The organism is Thioalkalivibrio sp. K90mix, assembly GCF_000025545.1.
GTDB lineage: Bacteria > Pseudomonadota > Gammaproteobacteria > Ectothiorhodospirales > Ectothiorhodospiraceae > Thioalkalivibrio.
In genome coordinates this window covers 1,169,520-1,195,139 of sequence record NC_013889.1, presented here as the reverse complement: position 1 = coordinate 1,195,139, position 25,620 = coordinate 1,169,520, and the positions used below count along the sequence as shown (strand labels likewise).

Genomic DNA, 25,620 nt, shown 5'->3' with positions numbered 1-25,620 from the left:
GCTCGGGACGCAGCTATCACTATGTGAAGTCGCATCGATCAATCGCTCAAACGCTCAGTCAACAGGCGGAATTCCTTCCGGATCTCCTCGTTCTGGAACTCAGCCGTTTCCGGCACCTGCAGGTCGGACAGCGCTTCAAAGGTGCCCAGGCCGTCGCGGATGAGATCTGCAACGTTCGAGCTAAGACGAACGGTCCGATAGGTATTGATGGCGACCTGGTGCTCGCGTTCGCTGATCTCCAGGGCCTCGGCGACCTTCTCACGTTGACTGGTCACGATGCGCAGGTAGAGATCAATGGCTCGCTTGGTCAGCTCATTAGCCGCGATATTGCTTTCGAGCCCGATCCGGTTGCCTCCGCTACGTATGAGTTCGCGCGATTCATCAATGATCTCGTCCGCCTCGTCACGGTACGCCTGCAGGTGAGGGAGAATTTCCTCGTCCACTTTCTCAACGAAGCCCTCCTGCATGGACACCACCAAGCGGTGCAGCATGACGACCATGCCGTAGTAGCGACTGGCGACGGCGAGGTTCTCGACGCTCTCACGTGTCAACTCTTCAAGGCGCTGGGTGATGGTGCGAATACTGCGGAACACGACGCCCATGGACACGACGTCATCACCAATCGCCGAGCTGAGCCACAGCTCGAGCTGATCCGGGGGCATCTCGAGACCAATGGCCGCAAGGGAGTCGGACATGCCATGCTTGAGGCCTTCGAGCTCCTCCTCGTAAGCCTCAATATTGGCTTCGCGGGCCTCGATCAGCCGATCGTAGTCACCTCGCGTGCTCGCTGTCATGGACCGCAACGTGTCGGTCGGGGTGAAGCGAGACAACGTACTGGCATCGGTATCCGGGGCAAACATGCGTCGCTCACGGAGTTCGGCGATCCGGTTCTGCTCGGAGGCGATTCGGGATTCGAGGCGACGGTAGTCTTCCCGCATACCGACGATCTCGGGGACGTCCATCACCTCAAGAGCGTCATCGATCAGGCCATCAATGTTCCGCTTTGTGCCTTCCTGGTCGCGCCCGAACCAGCGGCTTTCCGGCAACGACGCGATGTCGTCGAAGTAGCCAGCCGCATCACCCAGCAACTGGAACACCTTGCCCTGGTCGAAGGTGGGCGCCTCGCGCTCCTCGACTGCGTCGTCGTTCTCCGGCACCGGCCCGTCCGCCAACGCAGGCGCTATAGCCAACGCCCCTGCGACCGGAAACGCCAGTGCCGCCAAAACCCCTTTCCAATTACGCACGCAACTTCTCCCCCAACCCTATCCAGCCCAGCGGACCGGGGTTCGTACCCGGTTCCTTGTTATTCACCCTTGCGCCGACGAGCCTACCGTATCAGTCACGACACACCAGTAGCGATCTCGCTGGTCCTCCAACTCGCGGACCCGCACCTTCAATCCTGTCCTACCCTGGCGAAGCGCCTCCGTATTCACGGCTGTCCGGACTCCGTGGTGATTTCCCATGTTGGTCACGGAGCCGAAGACTCTCGCGGCAAAACCCGCTCAGCCACCTGCGTCTGCTGAGATGTCGCCGGTGGCGACTTTGACGAAGCAACAGCAACCATGACTGGAACGGTGTTCCGCAGGCGAAGCAAAAGGTGGCGGTATCATTGTTTTATTGCCCCCATTGAGAACAGAACATTGCCGGTCAACCAGATCCGAGATTATTAATTCCGATCCACCACAATCCCGGGCGGCGTATCGCCGCCACCGAGCGTCGCACCCGCAGGGGCGTTAACACGCAGGAAGTCACATAATCCCGGCACGGCGGCATGCGTTTTGGTCCACCGTAATGGAGGTAAATCGTCGGCCTTTCGAATCTCTATAGGTATGAATGAAGGTCACGCCGGCTCGCAGGGCTGGCGCAATATCGGGGTGACCGCAGCTTTCGCGGATGCTGTATTCTCGCATCGTCTGCCGAGTGCCCTGAGGATTCTCTACCTGACCACCGTCCAGCCCCGTGAGCGTGTATCGATACGTGATCCCAATGGATGGGTCGATAGAGGCTCCATCCAGACGTACGCCGGGTTCAGTAACGATCGGCACCGATCGATTGATCTGCTCGATTACCGGATAAAACTCATCATATATGGATGAAGCGGACGCCGTTCCCCGGTTGACGACTTCTAAGAGGAAGCCGAAAACAAGGGAAGCCGCCAGAATGAGAATGATCCAATAGGAAATCTTTTTTATCATATTATAAACCCTTCCTTACGGTATCAGAGATGCGTCTTCTTAAACTCATTGCCAACGCCACGTGCATTCCTTTAGAAACCTCAATATACAGAACATGCGTAATGGGTGAAGCGGTGGCCTGAAGCCATGGGCACGTGAATTTCCTGATGGCCGAGTCAAACGACGCTCTCGATACGGTTGCCCGCCGTAGGCAGTTTCTGTTTGATGGCCTCGTTCAGAGGCGGAAAACGTTCGTGGTCGTGCGAACCCGAACCCGGAAGGTTTGCAAAGCCCCATCACTCTATCAACTGAAGTACCCGCTCACGGTATTCGTCTTCGGACAACACGCCGCGATCGCGCAGGCGGCGAAGTGCTTCGATATCCGCCTCCAACTCGCTTGAGGATTGGGTTTCCGTGGGCCCTTCGGCGATGGCCCGGTGCAGGTGCTCGTCGTCCAGGGCCTCGTCGATCGTCTCCCACAGGGTCCGCGTCAGGAGTTCTTCCAGTTTCTCGATCGACGCGAAGATGCCGCCGCCTGCACCCCCCTCGACGTTGCTTGACCGAACGGAATTCTCGTACGCGATCTGGCGAGATTCACGTTCGACCAGGGTGACATCCAGTCTCGAATGCGCCTCTCGGCGCATCATCTGATTCGAATCCAGTTGCTCGATATCGACCTCCAGGATGAAATCCCCCTCTCCTTCCTGCGCCAGCATGCCGCGCTGTTCCAGCCCCGTGATGAACTGTCCGCGGACCACCTCGGATACCGGCTCCTCGGTCTCGAGCGTTTTCAGTGGATTCCCGAAGCCACCCCGAATGGCCCCCAGCCAGTTCGAGCCGTGTTGTCGGCTGTCCGTAACGGAACCCATCTCGACATTCGCCGAACCGACGCCAACCATGTCACTGCTCTGGGCAGGATCCAGGCTGACTGGCGTCGTGGTGCACCCGACCAGGAACATGCCGCCCAACATCAGCCCTGCCAGTTTTCCGCTGATCACTATCTCTTCCCCTGTTTCGTTCAGGCCCTAGCCTGTTGCCTGCGACTTGATGGAGAGGCCGAGTCGCGACTCGCCCGTCCCCCGAAATAAAGCTCGGTCGCGTGCGCCTCGCTGAACAGGTCATGCCCTCGCACACATCGGGTCTGCGTCGTCCAGACGATGAAGGCCCCGTCGTGGGTTTTGTCGCCGCACACCTCTTCCAGGCACGTCACGACGTCATCGCATTGCACACAGCGAAGTTCTCCCGCGATCGCCGAAACCATTCGCGTGAACCGGCCGCGCAGTTCGGACCGGAACGCGTCCGGGAGATCGGTGATGGCATCGACACGATCGTCCGCGGCCTGCAGCCATAACCGAAAGGCCCGACGAGGCCCGTCCGGTCTTGCCGCGACCACAGGTGGGTCACGTTCTTCCAGCCAGTGCTCCAGGTCGCGGGCGGAAACAATCCATTCACAGCCGACACCTGACTGCCCCTGCTGGGGTGACAGAAGCCGAACACGGCGGGTGCACCGCGGAAGCTCCAGCAACAGATTGCCCACGGTCCATGCGCGGATGTCCTCGCGCGTTGCCTGGCGCCTGCGACCGGATAAGCACGCCCAACCGTTGCGCAAGGCACGGAAGGCTTTCATGCGGGATCTTTCGTGCGGTAGGCCAGACGGGCGGATTCCAATTCCTGGGCAATGGCGTCGCGCAGTGCCTGGGGTCCAAGGACCTCGACGCCCGCCCCCAGACCCAAGAGCCACCACTTGAGCCGGGCGGTGTCGCGCACGGTAGCCGTCACACGCGAGGTGCCGTCGGGACCCCGCTCAATGACCTGGTCTTCCGCCAGGCGGGCCTCGTGGAGGTGGTAGGCAAGGTCCGCATTTACCCGGAGTTCCAGGGGGATGGCATCACCCTCGGGATAGTCGAAGGCGCCGTTGCGGATGATCTGGTCGAGGTCGAATCCGCCCTCGGGATCGCGGGCGGGCTGATCGGTCAGGGCCGCGGCCTCGATACGGTGGGCCGCCAGATGCACGACATCCTGATGCGGTTCCATCGTGGCCAGCAAGTAGGTAACCGGCTCGCGGAACACGAGTGCCAGCGGATGGATCCGGTGGTCTTTAACCTGCCCCTTCGAACGGGAACGGTAGGTGATATCGAGGCAGCGGCGTTCCAGCAGGCCCTGCTGCAGGACCAGGAACACGCCGTCCGGCATCTCGGGCGGAGTGAGCGGCGGACCGTTGGAAAGGATGCGAACCCGCTCGGGCCACAGGCTCAGACCGGAGGCTTCGCCGGCGGAGTCCAGGACTTCCCGGGCGCGGGCAGCCTGCGGCTTGAGTCGCGCCCGGGCCGAAGGCGGTAGCAGTTGTGCGGAATGCGCGTCCAGGATCTGCAGGGTCAGGGCCGTTTCCGGGTCCATCGCCGGCACGTCCTGCAACGGCGCCTCGGACAGCCAGTACCAGCCGTACGGGCGGTCCCGTTCATCCCGACCCAGCGGAAGGAACCCAGACAGGGCCTCCAGATCCCGTTCGATGGTACGCAGCGTGGTGGAGAGCCCGCGTGTCTGGAGGCGTCCGACAAGATCCGGTGCGCTCACTCGACGGGGCTGCCGCGGGATCATCCCTAGCAATAACATCCGACGCTGCAGCGTGGCGCGCATTCCCTGCCCTTCCGGCATCCCTTCTCTCCTGTCGCCCGGTCCGTTAAATGCCGGTGCATTTGCCGCCACCTTATCCCACGCCGCCCTCATGGCAAACCGGACCCCTGCCGTGCCGTTTCCTCCCAGTACATCGCATCGGGGCGTCAGGTCATGTCGCACAAAGGTGCCAGACTGATGAAAACGTCACCGGATCAGGAGATCGCCATGAGATGGATCGTGATCGGAATCGCATGCCTGTTGGCAGGGTGCGCCGCGACGGTGCCTGCCGGATTCGGGAAGCCCTCCATCTATGACGCCGACGGGAACCGCAAGGGCTACATCACCGAAGGCGCCCTGGGTCAGAAGCAGGTCCGCGATACTCGAGGCGTACTGCTCTACGAGATCCGCGACTGATCGGGCAACACGCATTCGCCAAGGAGTACGAGGCCCGTCCCTTTAGAGGGACAAGGACGGTCCTTCCGAATCTGTCATGCGTCAAACTCTGTCGCCTTCCTGGATGAAGCTGGGGCCTCACTAGATCCAGGAGTGCTCCATGCCCTTGAACCTTCGTCGTCGCCTACGCAGGCACCGCATGCGATCCAGCCGTCCATCCCCCTCGAACGACGTACGAAACATGAGAACGCTGTGGAGCCTGCGAATCCTTGCAACCGCCCTGCCGCGGGATGCGAGCGACAATCTGGGTTCCTTGTCAAATAGAGGCGAACTAAAGGGAATCGGCATACACCTCGACGAAGAAGACGAGGATGACCATCTCGCCTTGGAGCAAGCCGTTCAGGAACGCCTTCAGGCATTCGAGGCCGATGAATCGCGGTTCCAGGACCGCGCGATCGCGCGGAACATCCGGATCCTTGCTGAACCATTGGGCCTGAACGACACCGAATGCGAAATCCTGGAGTTTCTCACCCTATACGCGTCCCACTACAGCTTTGAAAAGCTGTTATCCGAAGTTCGCGAATCCTGCGACCTGGCCTCGGCAGAAATCGTCGCGCTCGCCCTGAACCGGACCACAGGGGAGATCCAGAACGCCCTCTCACACAGCGAAACCCTGGTCCGTTCTGGCCTTGTCAGGGTGTCGTCGTCCAACGGGCGCGATCTCGGGTTCGATTTGCTGGACAGCCTCGCCTCCCAACTGCTCGGAACGTTGGACTCCCCCGACCGCATCTTCGCGGGGTTCTTCCGTGACGCGCCCGTTCCCGAGGAGAATCAACTTGCCCTGTCACACCTCGAACCCGATATCGAACGAGTCAAGGCGCTGCTCCTGCAGGCGGCCGGGGATGGCGTTCAGGGCGTCAACATCTTGTTGTATGGACCCCCAGGCACGGGGAAGACGCAGATCGCACGCCGCGTCGCCCATGAAGCCGAGCTACACGCACGGGAGGTGAACCACGAAGATGACGACGGTAGCCCCATGGAACCGCACCGTCGGCAACGCGCCTACCAGCTCTGCCAGTACCTGTTGCGCCGTACCAAGGATGCCTTGATCGTCTTCGACGAAATCGAGGATGTGTTCGACGCCAGTTCAGACGCGGCGCAGTTTGGCGGCCACCATCGCTCGAAAAATCGCGGGAAGGCCTGGACCAACCAGATGCTGGAGGAAAATCCCGTTCCGGCGATTTGGATCACCAACCATTGGGATCAACTGGACCCAGCGTACCTGCGCCGTTTCGACTACGCCCTTGAAGTAGGGCACCCACCACGCTCGGTCCGACGCGAACTCCTGGCGCGCGCCTGTGAAGATCTCGACGTGACCGAGGCCTGGCTCGATTACACGGCCGGGAGAGACGCCCTGACCCCCGCCGAGATCAGCCGCGCCGCCCGGGTGGCACGGCTGCTACGTAATGGCCCCGATACGCCGGAATCGATCATGGCCAATCACCTTGACCAGCAAGCAGAACTTCAGGGGCGCCCACCAATGATCACGCCCCGTGGGCTGGATGCACTGGATTACGGGCTCGAATATCTCAATACCGACACGCCGGTCGAGGCGGTCGTCCAGGACCTGGTCGCTGGTGGGCAAGGCACCCTGCTGGCGTATGGCCCACCAGGCACCGGCAAGACAGCGCTGGCTCATCATCTTGCCGAACACGCGGACCGTCCGCTGCGCAAGCGCACCGCCTCGGAACTGATCTCGCCATACGTGGGGGTGACCGAGAAGAACCTGGCCCAGGCTTTTCGGGAAACGCGAAAGGAAGGGGCCGTTCTGTTACTCGACGAGGCGGATAGCTTCCTCACGGCTCGGTCCCGGGCCCGCCAGACCTGGGAGATGACGCAAACCAATGAACTGCTGGTCCAGATCGAGGCGTTCGACGGCATCCTCATCTGCGCCACCAACTGCCTCGAAGCCCTGGACCCGGCCGCCCTGCGCCGCTTCGACCACAAGCTGGAATTGCGCCCACTGGATCACCAGCAACGCGCGCAACTCTTCGACCAACTGGTCTCGCGACTCCAACCGAGCGATGCCGACGATCGTGCCGCGCTCGATACCGCTCACGCCGTCGTACGCCGACTTGATGGCCTCACCCCCGGCGATTTCGCGACGGTCGTACGAAGCCAATCGCTCCGGGGCACGCCAAGCTCGGGCCTCACCTTGCAGGCCCTTGCCAATGCCCTGGTCGCCGAGCATCGCATCAAGCCTGGTGCGGGCGCACGACGGGCCGGCTTCGCCTGACCCAAAACCGCCAACACGTAGCAGCACGGATTAGAGAGGCCAAGGGACGCCACATGGATGACATCCAAGAGTCGACACAAGCTGGCACCATTGCCGCCCTGAAGGCGGAAAGGGATCAACTCCTCACGCTGCTGAAAGCCCTCCCCGACATTTCCTTCGTGCTGGACGCGGAAGGGCGGTACGTGAAGGTCATCGGCGGGGCCAATGAGGCCATGTATGCGAGCGGCAAGTCGCTGGAGGGCTATACGCTCGCGGATGCCCTTCCGCCCGCGGTCGCCGAGGCATGCTTGACCCACGTGCAGCAAGCCCTGCGCACCGGAGAGATGCAAACGCTGGAGTATCAACTATGCGTTGCCGATGTGACGCTGCTTCCTCCGTCCGTCCGGGACAACGATCACCACCAGGCCGAGCAGTGGTTCGAGGGCCGGGCCCTTCCGCTGCCCAGCTACGATCATTCAAAGCCGGTGGTCCTCTGGGTCGCGGTCAACATCACGCCCCGCAAACAAGTCGAACAGTACTGGCGCGAGGCGGCCTACACCGACCCCCTTACCGGCATCGCCAACCGGCGGGCCCTCTTCGAGCAGGCCGAGCATGAAATCGAACGGGCTCACCGCCACCACCGTCCCCTTTCGCTACTCGTCCTCGACATCGATCACTTCAAGACGATCAACACCCAGTACGGTCACGCCCAAGGGGATGAGGCCCTGCGCCAGTTCACACAGTGCTGTGCCCGCCTGTTGCGCGATACCGATTTCATGGGGCGCATCGGCGGCGAAGAGTTCGTGATGCTCCTGCCGGAAACCGATCAGTTGGGCGCTGAACAGCTCGGTGCGCGCATCGTCGAGGCAATACCAACCCTCGACGTGCCGGGGATGAACAACGAGCACAGGATGACCGTATCGATCGGAGCCGCGACGCGGCTCGAAGGCGAGGGGTTCGAGGACCTCCTCGTTCGGGCCGACGACGCATTATCAACAGCGAAACGTTCAGGTCGAAACCGACTACGAGTGGATCAAGCGGCGACCAGGTAGAACCCATTCTCAGATGCGACTTCTCAATATCGGCTTTCACCCCGGACTCGCTTGCTCATTCGTCCTCCGCCTTCCGTATCGTTCCACTCAGATGCTGAACTCCGAACGGACGACCTCACAATCCCGCTATGCGATCACGAACGGCTAGCCGCCGAGGGGTTCCACTTTTTCGTGAAGACGGATGCGCCAGAACCCTTTCACTCCACCCTCCTCCCAGTATCCTTCCAGCAGCTTGCTGTTCGGAAATCGGTGCAATGTTGCTCCTCCAGTTTCTTCTGGTCTATTCGCCAAAGCCAATATGAAGTGACCAGGAGCATCAGCCGTTCCGGTATACTGATAGTTCTCCCCTTCAAGATCATATGAGACGCTAATCTGATCGCGCCCAATCGTAACCTTGCATGGGGCGCGCAACGTTGCTTCATCACTGGTGTAGTAGACCGTATCCATGGATCCATCCCAGATCTCTTTCATTTAAATTTTCCCTGAAAGTAAATCGCCAAAACTCTCATTGCCCACCCGCACTACCACCCGACTCAAAAACTGACCATCTCACTCTGGACTCTCTTCCACGCTCATCCGCGCCCACCGGACGGAAGCCGGACAGCGCCTCCCTATCCCAATCGGTGGGCACAAGGTGTTCGACAATCCGTGCATTTGCAGGTGTTCGACCAGTTCCGGTGCGCTCAAACGGCGGGACTGCCGCTGTAGCGTGGCACGCATTCCGTTGCCCTGACTCATCTCCGGCTCCCTGTTCATCCGGCGTAGGCTCCAGCCCCCTGTTCAGACTGACAGGCGACCTGCCCCAACGCAAAACCGGGAGATGGCAACGACGCCACCTCCCGGTATCGGATACCGCTCGGCACGGTCATCCCACATGCGCACGAAGGCGCGATTCGATCCGTCAAAACCGGTAGCCAAGCCCGAACTGCACTCGGGTCGCACCGGGGTCGATCTCCAGGTCGCCATACGACTCGCTGCTGTAGGCGGTGTACGACACCTCGCCCCGCATGAACCATCCGGTATCGCGCTGCACTTCCACGCCCGCCCCAATCCTCGGACCGTTGATGCGGTCGGTATCAGAGCCGTTCACGAAGCCCGGACCGCGCACGCTGCTGCGGACTTCCGTTTGCTGGTAACCCAAAAGCCCGTAGACGAGCACGTTGTCGCTCACCAGCCCGCCGATACGTCCGGTGACTCCGTAGCTGTGACGGGCCTCGACACCCGCAGTGCCTTCGCCGTCGATCGACACCGTAGCATCCGCGTCCTCGATCTGGGCGTCGATCTCCACGCCACCGTAGACACCGCCGCTGGAGACACCACCGTACCCCGCAAACAGGCCCCCAACAGCCCCGGTTCCGCTGAGACCGGACAGGCTGCCCAGCCCACTCACCGAGGCATCGATGTCGTAAGACGCCCCGCCCACCTGACCGCCAATGTAGCCACCGTCAAAACCGGAGGCCTGAGCGGCCGTGGCGCCGAGGCCCAGCATGGCGATGAGGCCGGCGGTCGTGATGATCCGTTTCTGCATGTCGATCTCCCTAGTCTGGATGAATCACCCGTATGCGGGCGGGATTCAGAGACTGAAGGAGAAAGGCGACCATCCCTGACGCCTGGAAATAGAGCCCTGACATCGGACTACGCACCGCACGCGAATACCGTTATTCCCCAAAGAGGCAAATCGACATCGGTTCTCCATCTGTTATCGACAGCGGTGCGGCCAGAACCAGGTCGGATCCTTCGGAAAGGTTTCGGGTTACGGATTGCGCAACCCGATCCACCGTTGCCGGCGTCACGGTGGCATCGACCGGAAGCACCACCAGAGCCGAGGACACCGGACCACACCGGCTCACCTGTGTGGCGAGATACCTTTCGACGTCCTCCATATCGCGCTGTGCTCTGGGGGCCGGATACTCGACCAGTACACCCACCCCACGAGACGCCGGCAGCACCGAGAACACATCGGCCGCATCGATACCCATCATCCCCGGGGAGAGTGCGCGCTGGAAAAATCCGGCTACCTCCGAGGAGTGGGCGCGCGGGAACCGAATGCGCTTGGCGCGCGGCTCATGCCCGTCCACATGGACCTCGGCAATGGACCCACCAAGACCGTCACGGTCGTCCTCCAGGCGGAGACTCAAGGCGGCGGGTCCACATCGCGCTAAACCTCGCTCGCTTGCCGAGGTAACGGGATGGCTCTCAAGAACAGCGAATGGGCCGCTTCCCGGTTGCTGGACCCATAGCGTCCAACCGCCATCGCCATGTTCTACAACGCGGCTCTCGAAATCTTCCACTTCATCCCCCTTTGGTCCATTCCAACCACCCTGAAGCCACGTGAGAACCCCCTGCTTGGTTCACAGGCGTCCGCGTACATGGGGGCGCTACCCCGCTCGACTCCCGAATCAGGGACCGTTCGTGGATCCACGCATTCGCCACCTGCCCACCCTAATCAGTCGATCTGGCGCAGGATTCGACCATCCGTTCCGCGAATATAAGTCGGTGCCGAGCCCGGTCCCTCTTCTACCGTCCCCAGGATCCGCCCGTCCGGGGCACGAATGTATGTCGGCCCGAACCGCTTCTCGTCGACGTATCCCGTGATCCGGCCATCCGCGTCGCGGATCAGGGGCTGGCCCACGTGGTGGCTATTTCCCGAGGGGAGCGTCGGAGTGGTGCAGCCTGCAAGCAAGGTCAGCACAAGCGGGGCAATACCCCGGGCTAGGCGCTTCGTCTTCATTGGCCTACTCCTCCGGCTGAATGCCTTCCCAGCATCTCACCCCAGTGCGTCGTTTTCTGTCGCCCAGGTTTTGTATCGTGTCGTATCGGGTGGAACGGAATTCACCCCTCGGGCCCGCGACCGGCCTTCAATATCGGCCTCGTGGGTCACCGGAAAGACAGCCTTATCGACGGTTGACGCAAGACCAGGAGGATGGCCATGAACGCACCGCATTACCCTGTCCGCATCGAGCGCGACGCCGCTGGACGGTACCTCGCCACCTGCCGCGACGTACCGGAGGCGCTCACTGACGGCGCTGGACGTGATGAAGCCAAGACCGAGATGGCCGATGCGCTGATGGTCGCGCTGGAGGGCTACCGGCTCGATGGCCGCCCGCTGCCCTCAGCTTCGCGCCCGGAACCGGGCGAAGTGCTGATCCGCGTGAAGGCGGATTGATTTCCCCCTGCCCGTGTCGGCACTGCTCCCGGTCTTCAATCCCGTGCACGGGGGAGCAGCCGCCATACCGTCGCGCAACCTTCTCTCAGGAGCCGTTGATGGAACCGGATACCGATGCAAATACGGATCGCCTGGAACCCCTGGAGGGACTCACCCTGCACCCCGAATTCGTGCGCATCGAGGACGGCTCCCGGGTGGTCCTGCTGCGAGAGGACGAGTTCGTACAGATGATCGCCGCGCTTCTCCAGTACGAGGCATTACGTGCGCATCTCGGGGGCGACCCGCTTGTGGATCCTGACTGAACGGTGGTGCCTATACCCGCGGCAGTCCGCGCTCGGCTTGGGTGATAGGCTCAGCCCATGGCATTACTGAAGGTTGGCGAAAAGGACCGCGACGGCCGGCAGAAGCGCATCGAACACACCGGGCGCTATCTGCGAGCCAGTCGTACCGGCGGGCTGTCGCTGCGGGCGCAGACGCGGGCCGCCGGGATCAACTTGACCGGCAATACCAACCACGGCGTACGGGTGTCTACGCGTCTGGCGAAAAACACCCAGGTCGCCTTCCAGAACGGTCGCTTCATTCTGCGCGGACGCTATGGCTCGGATGCAGCCAAATTCAACCTGTCGAAGTCGGGCGTCACCGTCTCCACCAAGACCCCGATCGGCTCGTTCAACTGGATCCGGCCCGGGCGCTCGTCAGCCAAAATTGCGGGGGTTCAACTGCGGGGGCACAACGCAGCCGCCATCCAGGGGATCTTTGCTCTTTTCGCCAGCGTTTACTGGCTCCTCGGTGGGGTCCTGCGACTCTTCGCGGGGCTTATCGGCGGGATCGGGCGCCTCGCCGCCGCGGCCCAGGCCCGCCGCCAGCTCGCGGAGGAGGAAGCGGCACGCCCTGAGTTTTCTTTCGAGACGGTGCGGGCACTGGGCGACCAGGTTCTGGCCGAGCACGAGGTCGACCCCTCGACCTGGTCTGGCCGGGATCAGCTTGCGACCCTCGCCTTTGCGTTCCTGGCCCTGGGCCGCGGGGCTGCACTGCCGCACCCTTCTAACGAGAGGGACTCGACTCCTGCGGTTGAGGCGGCCTTGTTCGAGGACATGCAAACCGCCAGCGAGCACTGGCGCATCTGGCTGGGACCTCTGCCGCCGGAAGATATCGAACCGGCCATGGGGATTGTGACGATCCTGGCGCAGAGCCTCGGACAGACAGCCGATTCGGAGTGGCGCGGCGAGGTCCTGCTGGCCCTGGATGACGCCTGCCTGCGCGATGGGCCCAAGACCCTGCTGCAGGAAGCGATGATCGACCTCACCGCCGAGGCCATGGGCGTAGAGCTGGTCCTGGAGGGCGAGCAATGAGCGAGACAGCTCCTGGGGCCCTGGAGGCCCTGGTCCGGGCACACCAGCATTTCATCCAGCACCCCGGACCGAATGAGACCTGTGCCGCCTGGCGCTCGTATTGCCGAGATCATGATTGCGAATGGGTGACCACCTGGGATACGCAGCCCTACCGGGAGACCGAGACGAATGGTCTTGCTCTTTCGGGACATGACCGGTTCGACGACATCCCGCAGGAGGCACTCGACCGGGCTCTGTTGCGGATCGCCGACACCGAAGGGCCGGTTCACCTCGTCATCCTCACCCGGCGACTGCTGGAGGCCGCAGGGTTTTCCCGGGCCGGCTCCCGGATCCAGGCGCGCATCCATGAGCGTCGCGCGGCCCTGGGTGCGCAGGGTCTGATCCGCCTGGAGGGTGAATTCTCCGGTCGTGACGAACAGTTCACGGTGCCCTGCCTGCGGGACTGGAGCAATCTGCCGGATGCGCTGCGCCAGCTCGACCACGTCCCCGATACCGAACTGACGTTATCGCTGGTTCGGACGGTGGCTGAAGCCGGCACACTCGACCGCGATATGGCCATGAACGATGCCCTCCACCGGATGGGGTTCATCCGCCTGACGGACAACGCGCGGGACCGATTGCAGGACCCACTGGCGAAAGCACTCGAACGGGGACTGCTTGTCGAATGGCAGGAGATCCTCGAAGCCGGCGCGAATGCGTTCAGGAGGCCCCGGAACCGGCGGGAGCAAAATGAGAGAGTGGGCACCCGTCTTCTTCCAGGCGCCACACCGTCATCCCGAGCGCAGAGTCGGGGTTTCTGACGCCAGGATTAGCCTCGGCGCCCGAGATCTCGGATAACCGCTGTGCGGTTTTCGGGATGGCAATACGATCCAACATTCATAGTTGGAAGACAGGCCCCGTGAACCTCCGCGCTCGGTGCACTCAATCACCACCGAAAGGCTGTCCGTCAAAGGCTGGATTCGCTAGAGTTCCTCTGTTCCCGCTCTACTGCTGGTATCGGGCATTCGAGACTGCGTCCAAGGTCCGTCCGGCGCAGCCAAGCCAGGACACGTTCGATGAAGAACCGGCCTGGCTTGCGGCATAGCCCTCTTCGCGAGGGCTATTTTCTATCTTTCATAGCCTCCTGACCCAAACCTGCCTGTCAGATTTCTTCCAGCGCTGTTCACGAAACCTCGGACATCTCGATGGCTGTTTCAACTGTCCGTGGATAGGACGGTGTGGGCTAGGGTCTCCACAAATCCGCGGTAAGCGCCAACTCCAGCAATCCGACAGGACGCGACTCTCCAGCAACCAGGGACTGCTCACGTTCGCCGCTACCGGCGTAACCGTCCGTCACGCAGTACAGGGGATCGCGTTCCCCGCAACCGCGGGGATGCTACGGGCTTGTAGGGCCCCGGGCAGTTGACGTAGGCGCGTTCCCGCAGTCACGGGCATGAACCGGCGATCGAGTGCCCACAAAGAATAGCCCCCGCACACGGTTACCGGGCGCAGCCGTTCACCCAGACCCCGCCCATTACCGCAGGAACTGGATGGCCAAGATCAGGGTTTATCGCTCGAGCATGTCCGGCGCCTCTGACGTGCCAAAGCGAGATCCTTGCGCTCCAGATACAACGCTAGGGAAACACTGATTTATTCCGCCGTGGGTCCCGCCCACCTGGCGGGTTTGGGATAATGGCGCCAGGTTTCCTGCCCGAGGTGATGGCCGATGTCCCAGCGCAGCTTTTCCGATCTCGAGTATTCCGCCAAGCGTAAGCAGACGCGGCGCGACCGCTTTCTGGGGGAGATCGATGCGATCACGCCCTGGGCGGCGCTGGTGGAGGCGATCGAGCCGCACTACCCGAAGGGGAAGCGGGGTCGTCCGCCGATTGGTCTGGAACGGATGCTGCGGATGTACGTGGCCCAGCAGTGCTTCAACCTGTCGGACGAAGGGATCGAGGACGCGGTGTACGACAGCCAGGCGATCCGGAGCTTTGTCGGGATCGACCTGAGCCGCGAAGACGCCCCGGATGCCACGACCCTGCTGCAGTTCCGCCGGCTGCTGGAGCAGCACAACCTGACCCAGGTGATCTTCGACCGGATCAACGCCCATCTGCAGCAGCGGGGACTGATGTTGCGCGAGGGCACAGTGGTGGACGCCACCCTGATCGCGGCCCCGCCGTCGACCAAGAACCGGGAGAAGGCGCGCGATCCAGAGATGCACCAGGCGAGGAAAGGCAACCAGTGGTACTTCGGGATGAAGGCGCATATCGGGGCCGATGTCGTCACCGGCCTGGTTCATACCGTGAAGGGTACCGCTGCGAATGTCTCGGACGTCTCGCAGGTGCCGGAACTGCTCCACGGCGAGGAAGCGAGCCTGCATGGCGATGCCGGCTACATCGGTGCGGAGAAGCGACTGGAAGGCCATCGTCCGGAGACGCACATCGCGCGCAAGCGCGGCACGGTACGTGCGATGCCAGAGGGCCCCGAACGCGATCAGGTGCGCGCCGCTGAACGGCACAAGGCTCAGTTGCGTTCGATCGTGGAGCATCCGTTCCATGTGGTGAAGAACCTGTTCGGATATCGCAAGGTGCGCTACCGCGGCCTCAAGAAGAACACCGCGCAGCTGCACAGCCTGTTCGCCCTGGCGAACCTGTACCGTGCGCGACAATGGGGGCTGCTGCCGCAGGGGTAGTGTGTCCGCAGGACCGGAAATCGCCCCTGTAACCGCCAAAAACGGCGGTTACAGGGGCCCAGGCCGGCCGTAATGGCCCCAGTGCCCTTCCAAAAACGCTTCGGCGGGGCACGGAGCCGGATGCAGGCCCATTGATCAGCGTTTCCCTAGGGCGATTACGCCGGCTCCACCGATCACCACAAGCGCGAAGATGGACCAAATCATAGCTTGGCGTGCCTCGTAGCAAACACGCGGGGGTGAACGCACCAGCACTTAGACAGATACACCATTGCCACGCTCCTGTCGGTCGGACCCACACGATTCTGCCCCACCGAAGTGGTGGCACAGGGAGATTCGGCGAAACACATGGACCAATCTGGCATGCTTCGATTGTAGCAATCCAAACACCGGCAGGATGCGATGTGCGAACCGAGAGTCAACCGGTGCGACTCTGCCCACGCTGCTCAGCCGCAGCGCAGTTCAGTCTGTCGCCTTCGTCGCCGAGGGCGACCAATGGACCGCACGCGTAAAGGTCTGCCCCCCATGAAACGCTCACGGTAGGCCGACGCGAGAACTTGTGCGATCAGGAGATGCGGACACAGCTACGCGGCGTCGAGGACCCGCAACTCAACGTGCAAGCCGGCGGCCGCTGCCATGTTCACCAGGGCATCGAGGCTAAACACGTCGATCTTTCCTCGCATCAGATCAGAGACTCGCGGCTGCGTGACTCCGAAGAGTTTCGCGGCCTCGCCCTGTTTCATTTCCGAGCGAACGAGATGGTCCTTGAGGGCCCTCATCAGAGCGGAACGCAGCTTCAGGTTCTCCGCTTCTTCCGGGGTGTTCTCAATCGCATCCCACACGCTGTCGAATCGGTGCTCGGTCATTGGCCTATCTCCTGCAGCAAATCGCGATAACGCTGAGCGGCCAAGTCCAGATCGCTCTTGCGGGTCTTTTGTGTCTTCTTCCAGAAGCAATGCAGCACGTAAACCGCATCCCCGAACTTGGCGACATAGAGGACCCGAAATGCTCCGGCCTCGTCTCGGATCCGGATTTCTCTGACACCCTTCCCCACGGACTGTATCGGCTTCCAGTCGTCGGGGTCCCTTCCATGCTGGACCTGGTCGATCTGGTGCCCCGCCTCCCGTCTAGCCGATAAGGGGAAAGCACGGAGATCGTCCAGTGCCGTCGCTCGGAACACGACTGGCTTGGGGCCTGAACCGGACATACTCATAGCCTATACAATTTTTTGTATCTTTGCATCACGCCTGAGGCTCCTGGGGCTCGCGCTGACTCACTCGGACTTGGACGAACGCTTCGGGATGCTCTGCTCCTGCACATCCAGAGAAAGACAACGGCTGGGAGATGCCCCCCAGCGACGGGCCTCGGGCACGCAAACGGTGGATTAAGCCCGGTCTACGGGATCAAGCACGGACCGATCGTCATTCGCCGGACGATTCACTCGGGTGGAAACTGGATACGCCCGCAAAGCGGAGGGCGGCATACGGCGAGTGATATGGCGGACCTGCTCGCGATCGGTGATCTCGGGGTCGAGCCAATCCCATCGGCATTCGGCGTCGAGCGCGAGTGGCTGCCGGTCGTGGATCTGCGCCAGGTGCTCGGACGCAGGCTCGGTGATGATCGCGCAGCAGGCCCCGCCGTCGGTGGTCGATTCCCAGATGCCGGCCAACAAGAGCACGTCCTGCGGCGCGTTGTCGGTCAGCGTAATGAAATGCGGCTGATTGCCCTCTTCGGTCTTCTGCCACTCGTACCAGCCGTCCGCCGGGATGATGCAGCGCCGATGCGCGAAGGCCCTGCGGAAATACGGACTGCTCGTGACCTTCTCGGCGCGGGCGTTGATGGGCTGCGGCCCATCCGTTACCCGTTTGGGCCGGAACCCCCAGTGCATCGGCTGAAACGCGGCCGGCGTTTCCTCCCCCGCCCGAAAGGCCTCAATGAGAGAATCCGGCGTATCCGCCATTACACGTTGCCCTGGACCAGCTTCAGATCCAGGGCGTACTCGTGGGGCAGATGAGGCGTTATTCATCATGAGGCCGCCGCGGAGGGACGACTACTCTTCCTTCATCATCCACCAGAGCACCCGCCGAGGCTGAATTGACCGATCCAGACGACAGACTCATTCGACGCGCAACTGTCTATGGGAAGCGGAGTTGGCACAAGCGGATGCCATGCGCTTGTTGTGAGAGGCTGATGAGAGCACATTCACTGGCGCTCCGAACCCGTCTGATACACGACAATGCGGAGGGGCCGCAAATCGCCCGTGTCTCTGTTGCGGCGGATGACGGCAACGGCCAAGCCTTGATCTGGAACTCAGGCGGGATACCAACGCCCAAGCGCAAGCCGTATAGTCTGGCTATACGATTACAAGTGTGATCAAGAGCTTCCGGCACAAAGGTCTTCAGCGATTTTTTGAGACGGGCTCCAAGACCGGCATCCAAAACGGACATGCCGCAAGACTGTCGCGCCAACTCGCTGTGCGGAACCGAGCCAGTGGGCCATCGGACATGAACCTGCCGGGCTGGGCGCTACACCCGCTGAAGGGCGGCTTGTCGGCGCAGTAGTCCGTTTCGGTCAGCGGTAACTGGCGGCTGACGTTCAAGTTCGATAACGGTGACGTGGTCCTGGTCGATTATCAGGATTACCACTGAGGAGGGTCACTATGACGATGCACAACCCGCCGCACCCCGGAGAGCTCCTGCGCGATGATGTGCTGCCAGCCCTGGGCCTGTCGGTAACGGCCGCCGCCCGGGAACTGGGCGTCACGCGGGCAGCGCTGTCACGGGTGCTGCATGGTCACGCGAGCATCTCGCCCGAGATGGCTTTGCGCATCGAACGTTGGCTCGGTGTCGAGCGAGGCGGGCGTGCCGAAGTCTGGGCGGGAATGCAGCTCGACTACGATCTCTGGCGTGCCCGCCACGGCCAAGCTGCGTAGAGTTCGAAGGGTGCAGGGGCTACCCCGCTGCTCTAGTTAGCCATTGTGCAGTAAGATTTTCTCATAAAGCAGCCGAGACGCCGGACCATGCAACCCTCGAGGGCCGTAGAGATACACCGGGATGCCATCAGGAGAGTGGTCGCACGTCACCACGCCAAGAACGCACGTGTTTTTGGCTCGGTCCTGCGGGGACAGGACACCCCCAACAGCGACCTGGAACTCCTGATCGATCCGACGGACGAGACCTCCCTCTTCGATATCGGTGAAATTCGCATGGAGCTGCAAGAACTCCTCGGTGTCGAGGTCGACGTCGTCACCCCCGGCGCGCTCCCCGAAAAGTGGAGAGCCCAGGTGCTCGAGACAGCGCGAGCCATATAAGCCAAAGGCCCGGAGCACACGCTATGGCGTCAGCAGTGCCAGTTCTGGATGCTCGTCGTTCGCCTTCAGCATAACGAGTGCCCAACAGACCCCGTACACCCAGCGGTGCCGGCCAGCCTCGCCACTTCGTCGGTGCCGGGCAACCACGACGCCTCTTCGTTTCTCGGGGAGATGCTCCGCGAACGGCTCGGGATTGGCGTCACCAGACTCGAGCGCGACCGGTGCGCGCTGCGCCCAGTATTGATACTGCCCCATCGGCGTTTCTCGGCCTCCACCCTTACCAGAGAAATGCATGTATTCGAAGGCATCATCGAGCTGGATCTCTCGGAGGAACCGCACCCAAAGATCCAGCGCGGGCAAGGTCGCCAGGACAACGTCGAGCGGACCGCTCGCCAGCTTCCCTGACAGAAAGATCCGAAGCAGGCGGGCGCGTTCTTCCTTGCCCCAGGCGCCTTTCACACTCAGGAGTAACTGGACCGCTTCCTTCGATAAACCCAGCCCCTGCTGAGTCCGGGGTGGCGCAATGATCCGTTCATGGCGCCCTGTGGGAGGTCTGCGAAAGTGCTCCGGAACGTCCGACAGCCAGGCCCTCAACACATCGAGAGTGGGCCCTTGCCAAGGCCCCACGAAATGAACGACTTTCGAATCGTCCTGCGAAGTGCGATTCAGGTGGTCAGTCAAGGACAGGAGTGCTGCATGAGGATCACGCGGCGGGAGTAGCTGCTTGGGCTCTTCTGCATCCACGTCCGCAGGGACAGGGCTGCCGAGATGACGGTCCAGCATCCTTTCAAGCAGAAGTACCGGGTTCCCCGTTTGGAAGGTTCGCTCGCTTCGTTGAACATGCTTGAGAGACACACCCAGTATTCGAGCCACATCATGGAATTCGAGCGGGGGAAGCGCTCCCCGCACGGCTTGCCCCCAAACAAGATCCGTCAGATGAATGTAGTGATTCATCGTGATCTCGGTCGTCAGATGCCCCATCAAGGCACTGATCAGCCGCAGGCTGCGGCGCTGAACCGGGGAGTCGCCAAGGAGGGTTGTTCGTAACGTCGCGACGTCTTCAAAACCGATCAGGGGATCAAGCCGTTCGACCACCAGCGCATCATCGCGGTGCTCGTGCCGCCACAACGCGAGCAGGAGCTGATTGGCGAACGAGTGCCGCAGGTGGTGATAACGCAACCCCCCATCTCCCGTCACCCGTATTAAGGCATCGGTAACTCGTTCCAGGTCCCGATCGAAGCGCCGCAGATTGTCGTTTTCCGCTCCCTTTTTTCGGGGACGGTCGAACAGCGGCACCGTCGCAGGATCGCCACCTTCCGCGAGCATCGTTTTTCGACGCTCAGCCCACCACTTCTGCAGTCGGTTCAGGTATCGCGCAGGCAGGAGCACGCCCAGTGGGACGACTCGGTGCGCGCTTGAGCTTTTGAGCCCCCGATTTCGGTTCGGTCGCACGACGCAGTCCCAGGCGGGTTCGCCATCAAGATCACCAATGAGCAGCCCAATCGCCTCAGAGCGCCGCAGGCCCGCGAAATACCCGAGACACGCGATCAAAACGAGGCTCTCCCGCAGCTCAGGATCCTCGGCGTAACGATAGTCCAACCAGCGTACCGCCCATTCAAACGCGCGCGGTTCGATGAAATTCGCATCGACGGCGTGGGGCTGGCGCCCGCGAACCGTGAAGAGACCCGCCGACGCAATATCTGGTGCCCCGTGCGCGTTCCGCAGGAAGTCATGAAAGCTCGCCAGAGCTGCGGCTAACCGCTTGCGCTTTGACAAAGTATCGGCTGTTTCAAGGACGGCGGTGTAGACCTCCACGAAGTCGTCCACGCATTCGAACGCGGCCGGATCCTCGTTGCCGAGAAAGCCAGCGAGAGGGACGGCCAATGCATTGAAGCGATCGTAGGCCGTCTTGGGTTTCATGGGTCGGGCACCGGCACGGCTCGAAAACAGCCAACGCTGGGCCCACTCTCCCATCTTCACAACACTCGGTGGTACCGAGTCAGGCTCAGATCCCTCACCATTCGCTTGGCGTTCAAGCCAGGCCGCCACACGTTTGGGGTCCGCCGCCGATCCCCCACGGATTGCACTTCCCAATTCGCGAATCCAGGGGCCCGCCGGCGGGGCAATTGGCCTGCCCTGGCTCTCAGAATCTTCACCAACAGCCGACTGTCCTACTGGCACTACGCCTTCAGAGTCAACAGTGACGAGTCCTTCGCCCGAAGGCACCTGACCAGGCGGGAACTCTATTCGCTGAATTACTTCCGGCGACAACGATACGGAGTTGTAAAAGCCCGTGGCGTACCCCATCAGGTGCGGTGGGACGTACAAGGCCAGACGGGTTTCGACGAAGTCGCGCAATTCCGTCCAGTTGTCCGGAATCCGCAGGCTGGGGTCCAAACGCCGTAAGTAGGAACCAATCACGCGACTGAGAAACGCCGGGCTCCGCCCCTTACCAGGAGGCATCTCCGGCCAACCATCGTCTCTCCAGTGCATCACCACCGAACGCGTGATCGGATCCAGGTAATGCCGACGAATCACCGGTCGCTGGTTGTCGGGCAATGACCGCTCGATATCCAGCCAATGTAAGTGCGCCGGCGCATGTTTGAGCGAATTCGGGACCGCGTCAAGCCACGCTGGCTGCACCAGACCACCAAACAGCAGGAGGGAGCCGAGAATCTGTCCCCATCCAAGCTGCCCGTCATCTAGGTGCTCAAGATCAGCGCTCACCTCATCCACGAAACGCGCATACAACGGCTCGTACTGAACCATGCGCTCGAAGCTGTCAGGGCGAAAAATCGGTCTCCCGGGCGGTGGGAGCGGAGCTGGAATGTCATACAGTGGGATCTTCCACACACCCAATCGATTACCAGCATCGAGCACTTCGGCTACCCGCCAGCGTGCCCGAAAAGAGGACCCCCGCGGGGCCGCTCGACGGACCGTGTCCATCAGGGCCACAAACTGTTCACGGGACCAGACCGACTTGAGAATCCGGTCTCGCCTAAGGACCTCCGGGTGATGCTTTTCGATGGCCGAAATGACTCTGCCAAGCTCCGAACCGGTATCCCGCGAAAGATCGTCGCGAACGCACCAGAGATGATCCCTGTGGGCTAACAGGTCTTCCATCGGCTCCACAAGGTGACGCCAGAGCGAACAGACCTGCTGGGTTTCCGGGGCGTCAGACATCAGATCCGGACAACCTCGAATTTCAGGTGGTCCAGCATCTGGTCCAAAATCGGTTCAACTTCATTCCGTAACCGCACCGGATCCATTGCCGAGTAGGCGGTCCAGGGCTCCTCGCCGTAGTGCCAATGCCCCATCATCGTGTTAATGACCGTCGAGGGCACATCCAACCACGTCAGATAGGTCCGATGAAAATGGCGCGCCTGGTTCTCAATAGGCCACGAATTCTTGCTCACTTGCTCGCACTGCTGTTGCAGGCTTTTCCCGGTCATCTCCACCGGACGCCACTCGTCCCTCGCTACCTCCTCCCAGAAATAGAGGGATTTCCTAAGGTCCAGCAGAAAGCCTTCCGCCCCGTAGCGGCTCCGATCCCGGCTTTTGGTCGCCTTGAGTTGAAGCACCGTTGGCATGTCCAACGAACCCGAAAGAAAGCTCCGTTGCAGCCAGGTGAGATAACTCTGCACCTGGTCGTACACCCGTTGCGGCATCAGAGCGAGACGAGCGTGCAAACCGTCACCACGGTCCTTCTCTTGCAGGCAGAGCGTTCGGGTTGGCCCATGGATCGCAGTGAGATCTGGGATGGGGGTACGGATGGCGCGGGCCCCCGTTACAAGAACCAACGCCAATGCCGTATAAAGGGCGAGCCGGTTATGGAGCGTATACGCAGATCCAACGTGCGCGGCCACGATCCGGTCGCGGACTTCCTGCAGAAAATCGGCCATCGGCTTGATGCGTGGCGTCCGATCATCCCCAACCCAGGTTTTCTTTTTAGGGTCAATCGTCGCCTTTGTACATGAAGCCGCCGGGCATCGAGCCAGAACAGCGTCATTCCGTTGATCGACCGTTGGAAGTGCGATAGCGGCACCCAGGTCATCCAGGACCTCTTGAAACCTCTGCGCGAGCTTCTCCCGGTTAACGGCGGTGTAGAACTGGTGCGTAGCCGCGAGCGGGTCATTCTGTCCGAACAACATCGAGGCGCTGATGTGCTCTCCCTCTTCCAGGCCTCTGAACCAGGCCGGCAACACTGCCGCAATACCGTCGAATGTCTGGTGACGGTCCGACACACCCATCCGCTTGAGCAGAGGACGAACCCGGCGATCCCATACGTCGGTGTACGTATCCAGTTGGTGCATGGCGAACGGCTTTTCGCCAATCGCCGTCCCGTTCTTCCATCGAAGAAGGCCCCAGACATCCGGGATCAAAACCTTTTGTGTGCTCGGAATCATCTCACTCGCGACGTCCTCTCGAACCTTCCTGCGTTCCGGTCCTTCGTAGCTACGAACCCATACTCCAGACGCCAGGTCGATATTGAGTTCGCTCGGCGGTTGCCCTATATCAGCCTCCACGAGAATTCGCGCATTCCTCACAGCCTGGGCCGGCGTGCCTGTGACCAGGCACGCCGCGGCGAACTCCACCGTGCGACAAAGCTTTTCGCGCTCAGACGCGGAAATTTCGTCGGGCAGTCGGCTGGAGCTCGCCATCCTGTAAACATCGTTCAGACCGCTAACGAGGCGCTTGATCTCCTGGAGCCTAGGTCGCGACCGAGCGATTCGGAGTCGCTGATTTTGGACCGCGATATGGCGGCCTCTGTGCGCCGCCTTGGCGAACACTGTCGAAAGGTGGGGCAATGCACCCAGATCCGACATGTCCGGGTCGAACCCCAGTACATCTTCAATCGCAATCGCGGCGCCTTCCGGATCCCCGAACTCCGCAGGATCTATGTCCGCATCGAGCAGTTCCTTTCGAGCTTCGCCACTCGGAACGTAGAACCCCAGCTCGATCCCTGATTCTTTCCACAGTTGCACATCCTCTATGCGCTTGAGGATGGACCAGTACATCGCATGGTGGGAGTACAGAAACTGGGCTGGAAGGCGCCCATTTTGCGTTCGCTTCTGAGGCGCCTTCGAGTCCCCGTCAGATCGATCGTCCGTAAATCTGTACGCAATCGAAAGCAGATCGCCGAACGCTTTCAGATCCGCCGGCAATGATCGATACTGACCGCGCCGTTTCCCCTTTACCGGCTCCATTGCCCTTGGATCCTGCCAATCCGGACCAATTTGCTCGCCTTGGTATTTCAGCGATTCCATCAACTCCCGAGGATGCTGACAAGACTCCTTCAAGCGGTCTAGAAGCCACTCAGTACGCTGATCATGAAGGTTCCTGATCAACCGACCCGCCTGGCAACGGCGATCATCCAACAGTTTTTTTGGAAGGTCGAATCGCCGTCGAACTAATATCGATGCGATGAGGGCTTGAGCTTGCAACCAACCATACGTATCCCCCCGATCAGTTCGCGAATGCGGATCCCAAAAACGAAACCACATCGCGGCCCAAATACCATGTTTCGTATACACGCCGTGCAAGGGTGGGCGGATACGATCGCGCTCAACATGCCCGTAGAAGAGTTCCGAGAAACCGACCCGGAGAATTTCGTTATTTTTGAGGTTGTCCACCTCTCTAGCCCATCGAACAATCTGCTCTGTTCGGTGTCCCCAGCCCTCCTCCAATACGGACAGCTTGGGCTCAAGATCGACGAGATTTTCAGCAATCAGCAATAGCCCTTCACAACCTTCGGGCAATTGCAGATCTTCCTTAAAACTCTCCTGCAAGCGGCACAGATCGGGACCTAGGAGTTTGCAGACCGATGAATAGATTGAGGCCTCAGCCACCTGCTTCGCCCCCTTTTTTGACCACCCGCTGCACCGTCTGTCTGCTTACCCCCAAGAAATCCGCGATCCCCTCCCGTGTGGGATCAACCCACATAAAACGCAGCCATTTCTCGTTCTGATCCGCAGCCTTTAGGTATCGGGAAATCGTCTCTTCGTCAGTTGGTGAGCCCAAGAGCGGACACACCAATTCGTCCAATACCGCGACCATCTCGGTGTTCTGGAACGACGTCGATACGACCCACGTAAGACGCCCTGGATCGTCTGCCAATGCGCGGATAATTCGGTAGGTTCGATGACCACCACAAAGGCTCATATCCGTCTGGTCAACGACTATCGGATGGAGTAACTCGAGCGTCGAAAGGTGTGGCGAAAGCTTCTGGATCGCGACCCTGATGGATGCTTCTGGGAGTCGCGCTTGAGGGCTATTCGGTGGAACAACGATGCTGCCGAAGGGCACCTGTTTCCATTCAGGCTTGCGTCTTGGTGGCATGGGGTGGTCTGTGCTGAGTGGTGTTCACTCTAGAGTGCCACATCGGCACAGACTAGGGATCTTGTCTTGAGACACAATTAGAGACGTTTTGAGCCCAACAGGGGATCTGGGATGACTTCAGATGCCTCGTAAGGCCTTGAATATGGGAATTTCGAGGGAGGGCCTGAGGACGCGGACTACTATGTCAAGGTGGTGCTCAGTCGGGCGGAAGGGGACATCCATCTTGTTTACATGCCGCAGCAGCCCCTCCTCCCACAGGAGCCCAGCCCCTCGGG

The 25,620-nt window shown here is 61.2% G+C and carries 25 protein-coding genes and 2 pseudogenes; 12 read left to right on the top strand and 15 right to left on the bottom strand.

Translation table 11 applies throughout. The features are described 5' to 3' along the window. Positions 1-38: 38 nt before the first annotated feature. From TK90_RS05655 to TK90_RS05635, 5 genes are all read right to left on the bottom strand, one after another. Entirely contained in the window at positions 39-1,244 is a 1,206-nt protein-coding gene (locus tag TK90_RS05655; RefSeq protein WP_012982528.1) for a hypothetical protein, read from the bottom strand. Between the two features lie 504 nt (positions 1,245-1,748). Then, the gene (locus tag TK90_RS05650; RefSeq protein ID WP_012982527.1) at positions 1,749-2,195 is read right to left on the bottom strand and encodes a hypothetical protein; all 447 of its coding nucleotides are present in this window, start codon (positions 2,193-2,195) and stop codon (positions 1,749-1,751) included. A 275-nt stretch (positions 2,196-2,470) separates the two neighbouring features. Further along, a complete protein-coding gene (locus TK90_RS05645; RefSeq protein WP_012982526.1) occupies positions 2,471-3,172 on the bottom strand; it encodes a YajG family lipoprotein in 702 nt (233 codons plus the stop codon). Positions 3,173-3,192: 20 nt separating this feature from the next. After that, positions 3,193-3,801 carry a hypothetical protein gene (locus tag TK90_RS14680; RefSeq protein WP_012982525.1) on the bottom strand — a complete coding sequence of 203 codons (609 nt, stop codon included), beginning with the start codon at positions 3,799-3,801 and terminating at the stop codon, positions 3,193-3,195. Then, positions 3,798-4,829, bottom strand: a complete 1,032-nt coding sequence (locus TK90_RS05635; RefSeq protein WP_012982524.1) for a YafY family protein — start codon at positions 4,827-4,829, stop codon at positions 3,798-3,800. Before TK90_RS05635 ends, TK90_RS14680 begins: the two co-directional genes overlap by 4 nt. Before the next feature lie 186 nt (positions 4,830-5,015). On the opposite strand from TK90_RS05635, the gene TK90_RS05630 reads away from it, so the two are divergent. From TK90_RS05630 to TK90_RS05620, 3 genes are all read left to right on the top strand, one after another. Then, positions 5,016-5,204 (top strand): hypothetical protein, encoded by a 189-nt coding sequence (locus tag TK90_RS05630; protein ID WP_012982523.1) that lies wholly within the window; start codon positions 5,016-5,018, stop codon positions 5,202-5,204. A gap of 466 nt (positions 5,205-5,670) precedes the next feature. Further along, positions 5,671-7,479, top strand: coding sequence for an ATP-binding protein (locus tag TK90_RS05625; RefSeq protein WP_041444318.1), 1,809 nt, complete (start codon positions 5,671-5,673; stop codon positions 7,477-7,479). A gap of 53 nt (positions 7,480-7,532) precedes the next feature. Beyond that, positions 7,533-8,510: a sensor domain-containing diguanylate cyclase gene (locus TK90_RS05620; RefSeq protein WP_012982521.1), complete on the top strand. Its 978-nt coding sequence runs from the start codon at positions 7,533-7,535 to the stop codon at positions 8,508-8,510. Between the two features lie 144 nt (positions 8,511-8,654). Here the strand turns inward: TK90_RS05620 and TK90_RS15245 are convergent, their stop codons facing one another. The 4 genes from TK90_RS15245 to TK90_RS05605 all read right to left on the bottom strand — a co-directional run bounded on the left by TK90_RS15245 (position 8,655) and on the right by TK90_RS05605 (position 11,241). Further along, complete coding sequence (locus TK90_RS15245; RefSeq protein WP_012982520.1) at positions 8,655-8,981, bottom strand: hypothetical protein; 327 nt, start codon at positions 8,979-8,981, stop codon at positions 8,655-8,657. 430 nt (positions 8,982-9,411) lie between these two features. Beyond that, positions 9,412-10,038 (bottom strand): outer membrane protein, encoded by a 627-nt coding sequence (locus TK90_RS05615; RefSeq protein ID WP_012982519.1) that lies wholly within the window; start codon positions 10,036-10,038, stop codon positions 9,412-9,414. Positions 10,039-10,168: 130 nt separating this feature from the next. Beyond that, on the bottom strand, positions 10,169-10,801 hold the full coding sequence (locus TK90_RS05610; RefSeq protein WP_041444206.1) for a hypothetical protein: 633 nt from the start codon (positions 10,799-10,801) through the stop codon (positions 10,169-10,171). Positions 10,802-10,956: 155 nt separating this feature from the next. Continuing rightward, positions 10,957-11,241 carry a hypothetical protein gene (locus TK90_RS05605; RefSeq protein ID WP_012982517.1) on the bottom strand — a complete coding sequence of 95 codons (285 nt, stop codon included), beginning with the start codon at positions 11,239-11,241 and terminating at the stop codon, positions 10,957-10,959. 198 nt (positions 11,242-11,439) lie between these two features. On the opposite strand from TK90_RS05605, the gene TK90_RS05600 reads away from it, so the two are divergent. The 5 genes from TK90_RS05600 to TK90_RS05580 all read left to right on the top strand — a co-directional run bounded on the left by TK90_RS05600 (position 11,440) and on the right by TK90_RS05580 (position 15,699). Next, positions 11,440-11,676 (top strand): type II toxin-antitoxin system HicB family antitoxin, encoded by a 237-nt coding sequence (locus TK90_RS05600; RefSeq protein ID WP_012982516.1) that lies wholly within the window; start codon positions 11,440-11,442, stop codon positions 11,674-11,676. 98 nt (positions 11,677-11,774) lie between these two features. Continuing rightward, the gene (locus TK90_RS05595; protein ID WP_012982515.1) at positions 11,775-11,978 is read left to right on the top strand and encodes a hypothetical protein; all 204 of its coding nucleotides are present in this window, start codon (positions 11,775-11,777) and stop codon (positions 11,976-11,978) included. A gap of 57 nt (positions 11,979-12,035) precedes the next feature. After that, positions 12,036-13,028 carry a hypothetical protein gene (locus TK90_RS05590; protein WP_012982514.1) on the top strand — a complete coding sequence of 331 codons (993 nt, stop codon included), beginning with the start codon at positions 12,036-12,038 and terminating at the stop codon, positions 13,026-13,028. Beyond that, positions 13,025-13,828, top strand: coding sequence for a DUF3320 domain-containing protein (locus TK90_RS05585; RefSeq protein ID WP_012982513.1), 804 nt, complete (start codon positions 13,025-13,027; stop codon positions 13,826-13,828). Before TK90_RS05590 ends, TK90_RS05585 begins: the two co-directional genes overlap by 4 nt. 905 nt (positions 13,829-14,733) lie before the next feature. Then, positions 14,734-15,699 carry an IS5 family transposase gene (locus TK90_RS05580; RefSeq protein ID WP_012981492.1) on the top strand — a complete coding sequence of 322 codons (966 nt, stop codon included), beginning with the start codon at positions 14,734-14,736 and terminating at the stop codon, positions 15,697-15,699. 581 nt (positions 15,700-16,280) lie between these two features. On the opposite strand, the gene TK90_RS05575 is transcribed toward TK90_RS05580, so the two are convergent. The 3 genes from TK90_RS05575 to TK90_RS05565 form a co-directional block, all read right to left on the bottom strand. Beyond that, on the bottom strand, positions 16,281-16,562 hold the full coding sequence (locus tag TK90_RS05575; protein ID WP_012982512.1) for a helix-turn-helix domain-containing protein: 282 nt from the start codon (positions 16,560-16,562) through the stop codon (positions 16,281-16,283). Further along, positions 16,559-16,909, bottom strand: a complete 351-nt coding sequence (locus TK90_RS05570; protein WP_017940737.1) for a type II toxin-antitoxin system RelE/ParE family toxin — start codon at positions 16,907-16,909, stop codon at positions 16,559-16,561. The genes TK90_RS05575 and TK90_RS05570 overlap by 4 nt, the downstream gene beginning before the upstream one ends. A gap of 171 nt (positions 16,910-17,080) precedes the next feature. Then, a complete protein-coding gene (locus TK90_RS05565; protein WP_012982510.1) occupies positions 17,081-17,656 on the bottom strand; it encodes an SOS response-associated peptidase in 576 nt (191 codons plus the stop codon). On the opposite strand from TK90_RS05565, the pseudogene TK90_RS15365 reads away from it, so the two are divergent. The 4 genes and pseudogenes from TK90_RS15365 to TK90_RS05555 form a co-directional block, all read left to right on the top strand. Further along, positions 17,635-17,727: pseudogene (locus TK90_RS15365) on the top strand (LexA family protein); the annotation flags it as partial. The gene TK90_RS05565 and the pseudogene TK90_RS15365 overlap by 22 nt on opposite strands. 338 nt (positions 17,728-18,065) lie before the next feature. Continuing rightward, positions 18,066-18,344, top strand: a pseudogene (locus TK90_RS14660) (type II toxin-antitoxin system RelE/ParE family toxin). A gap of 11 nt (positions 18,345-18,355) precedes the next feature. Next, positions 18,356-18,628, top strand: coding sequence for a HigA family addiction module antitoxin (locus TK90_RS05560; RefSeq protein ID WP_012982509.1), 273 nt, complete (start codon positions 18,356-18,358; stop codon positions 18,626-18,628). 87 nt (positions 18,629-18,715) lie between these two features. Continuing rightward, positions 18,716-19,006, top strand: a complete 291-nt coding sequence (locus tag TK90_RS05555; protein ID WP_012982508.1) for a nucleotidyltransferase family protein — start codon at positions 18,716-18,718, stop codon at positions 19,004-19,006. A gap of 21 nt (positions 19,007-19,027) precedes the next feature. Here TK90_RS05555 and TK90_RS15360 read toward each other — a convergent pair whose 3' ends face one another. From TK90_RS15360 to TK90_RS15355, 3 genes are all read right to left on the bottom strand, one after another. Then, positions 19,028-22,189 (bottom strand): site-specific integrase, encoded by a 3,162-nt coding sequence (locus TK90_RS15360; protein ID WP_012982507.1) that lies wholly within the window; start codon positions 22,187-22,189, stop codon positions 19,028-19,030. Beyond that, complete coding sequence (locus tag TK90_RS05545; RefSeq protein ID WP_012982506.1) at positions 22,189-24,213, bottom strand: hypothetical protein; 2,025 nt, start codon at positions 24,211-24,213, stop codon at positions 22,189-22,191. The genes TK90_RS15360 and TK90_RS05545 overlap by 1 nt, the downstream gene beginning before the upstream one ends. 634 nt (positions 24,214-24,847) lie before the next feature. After that, complete coding sequence (locus TK90_RS15355; protein ID WP_231291122.1) at positions 24,848-25,345, bottom strand: hypothetical protein; 498 nt, start codon at positions 25,343-25,345, stop codon at positions 24,848-24,850. Positions 25,346-25,620 lie beyond the last annotated feature (275 nt).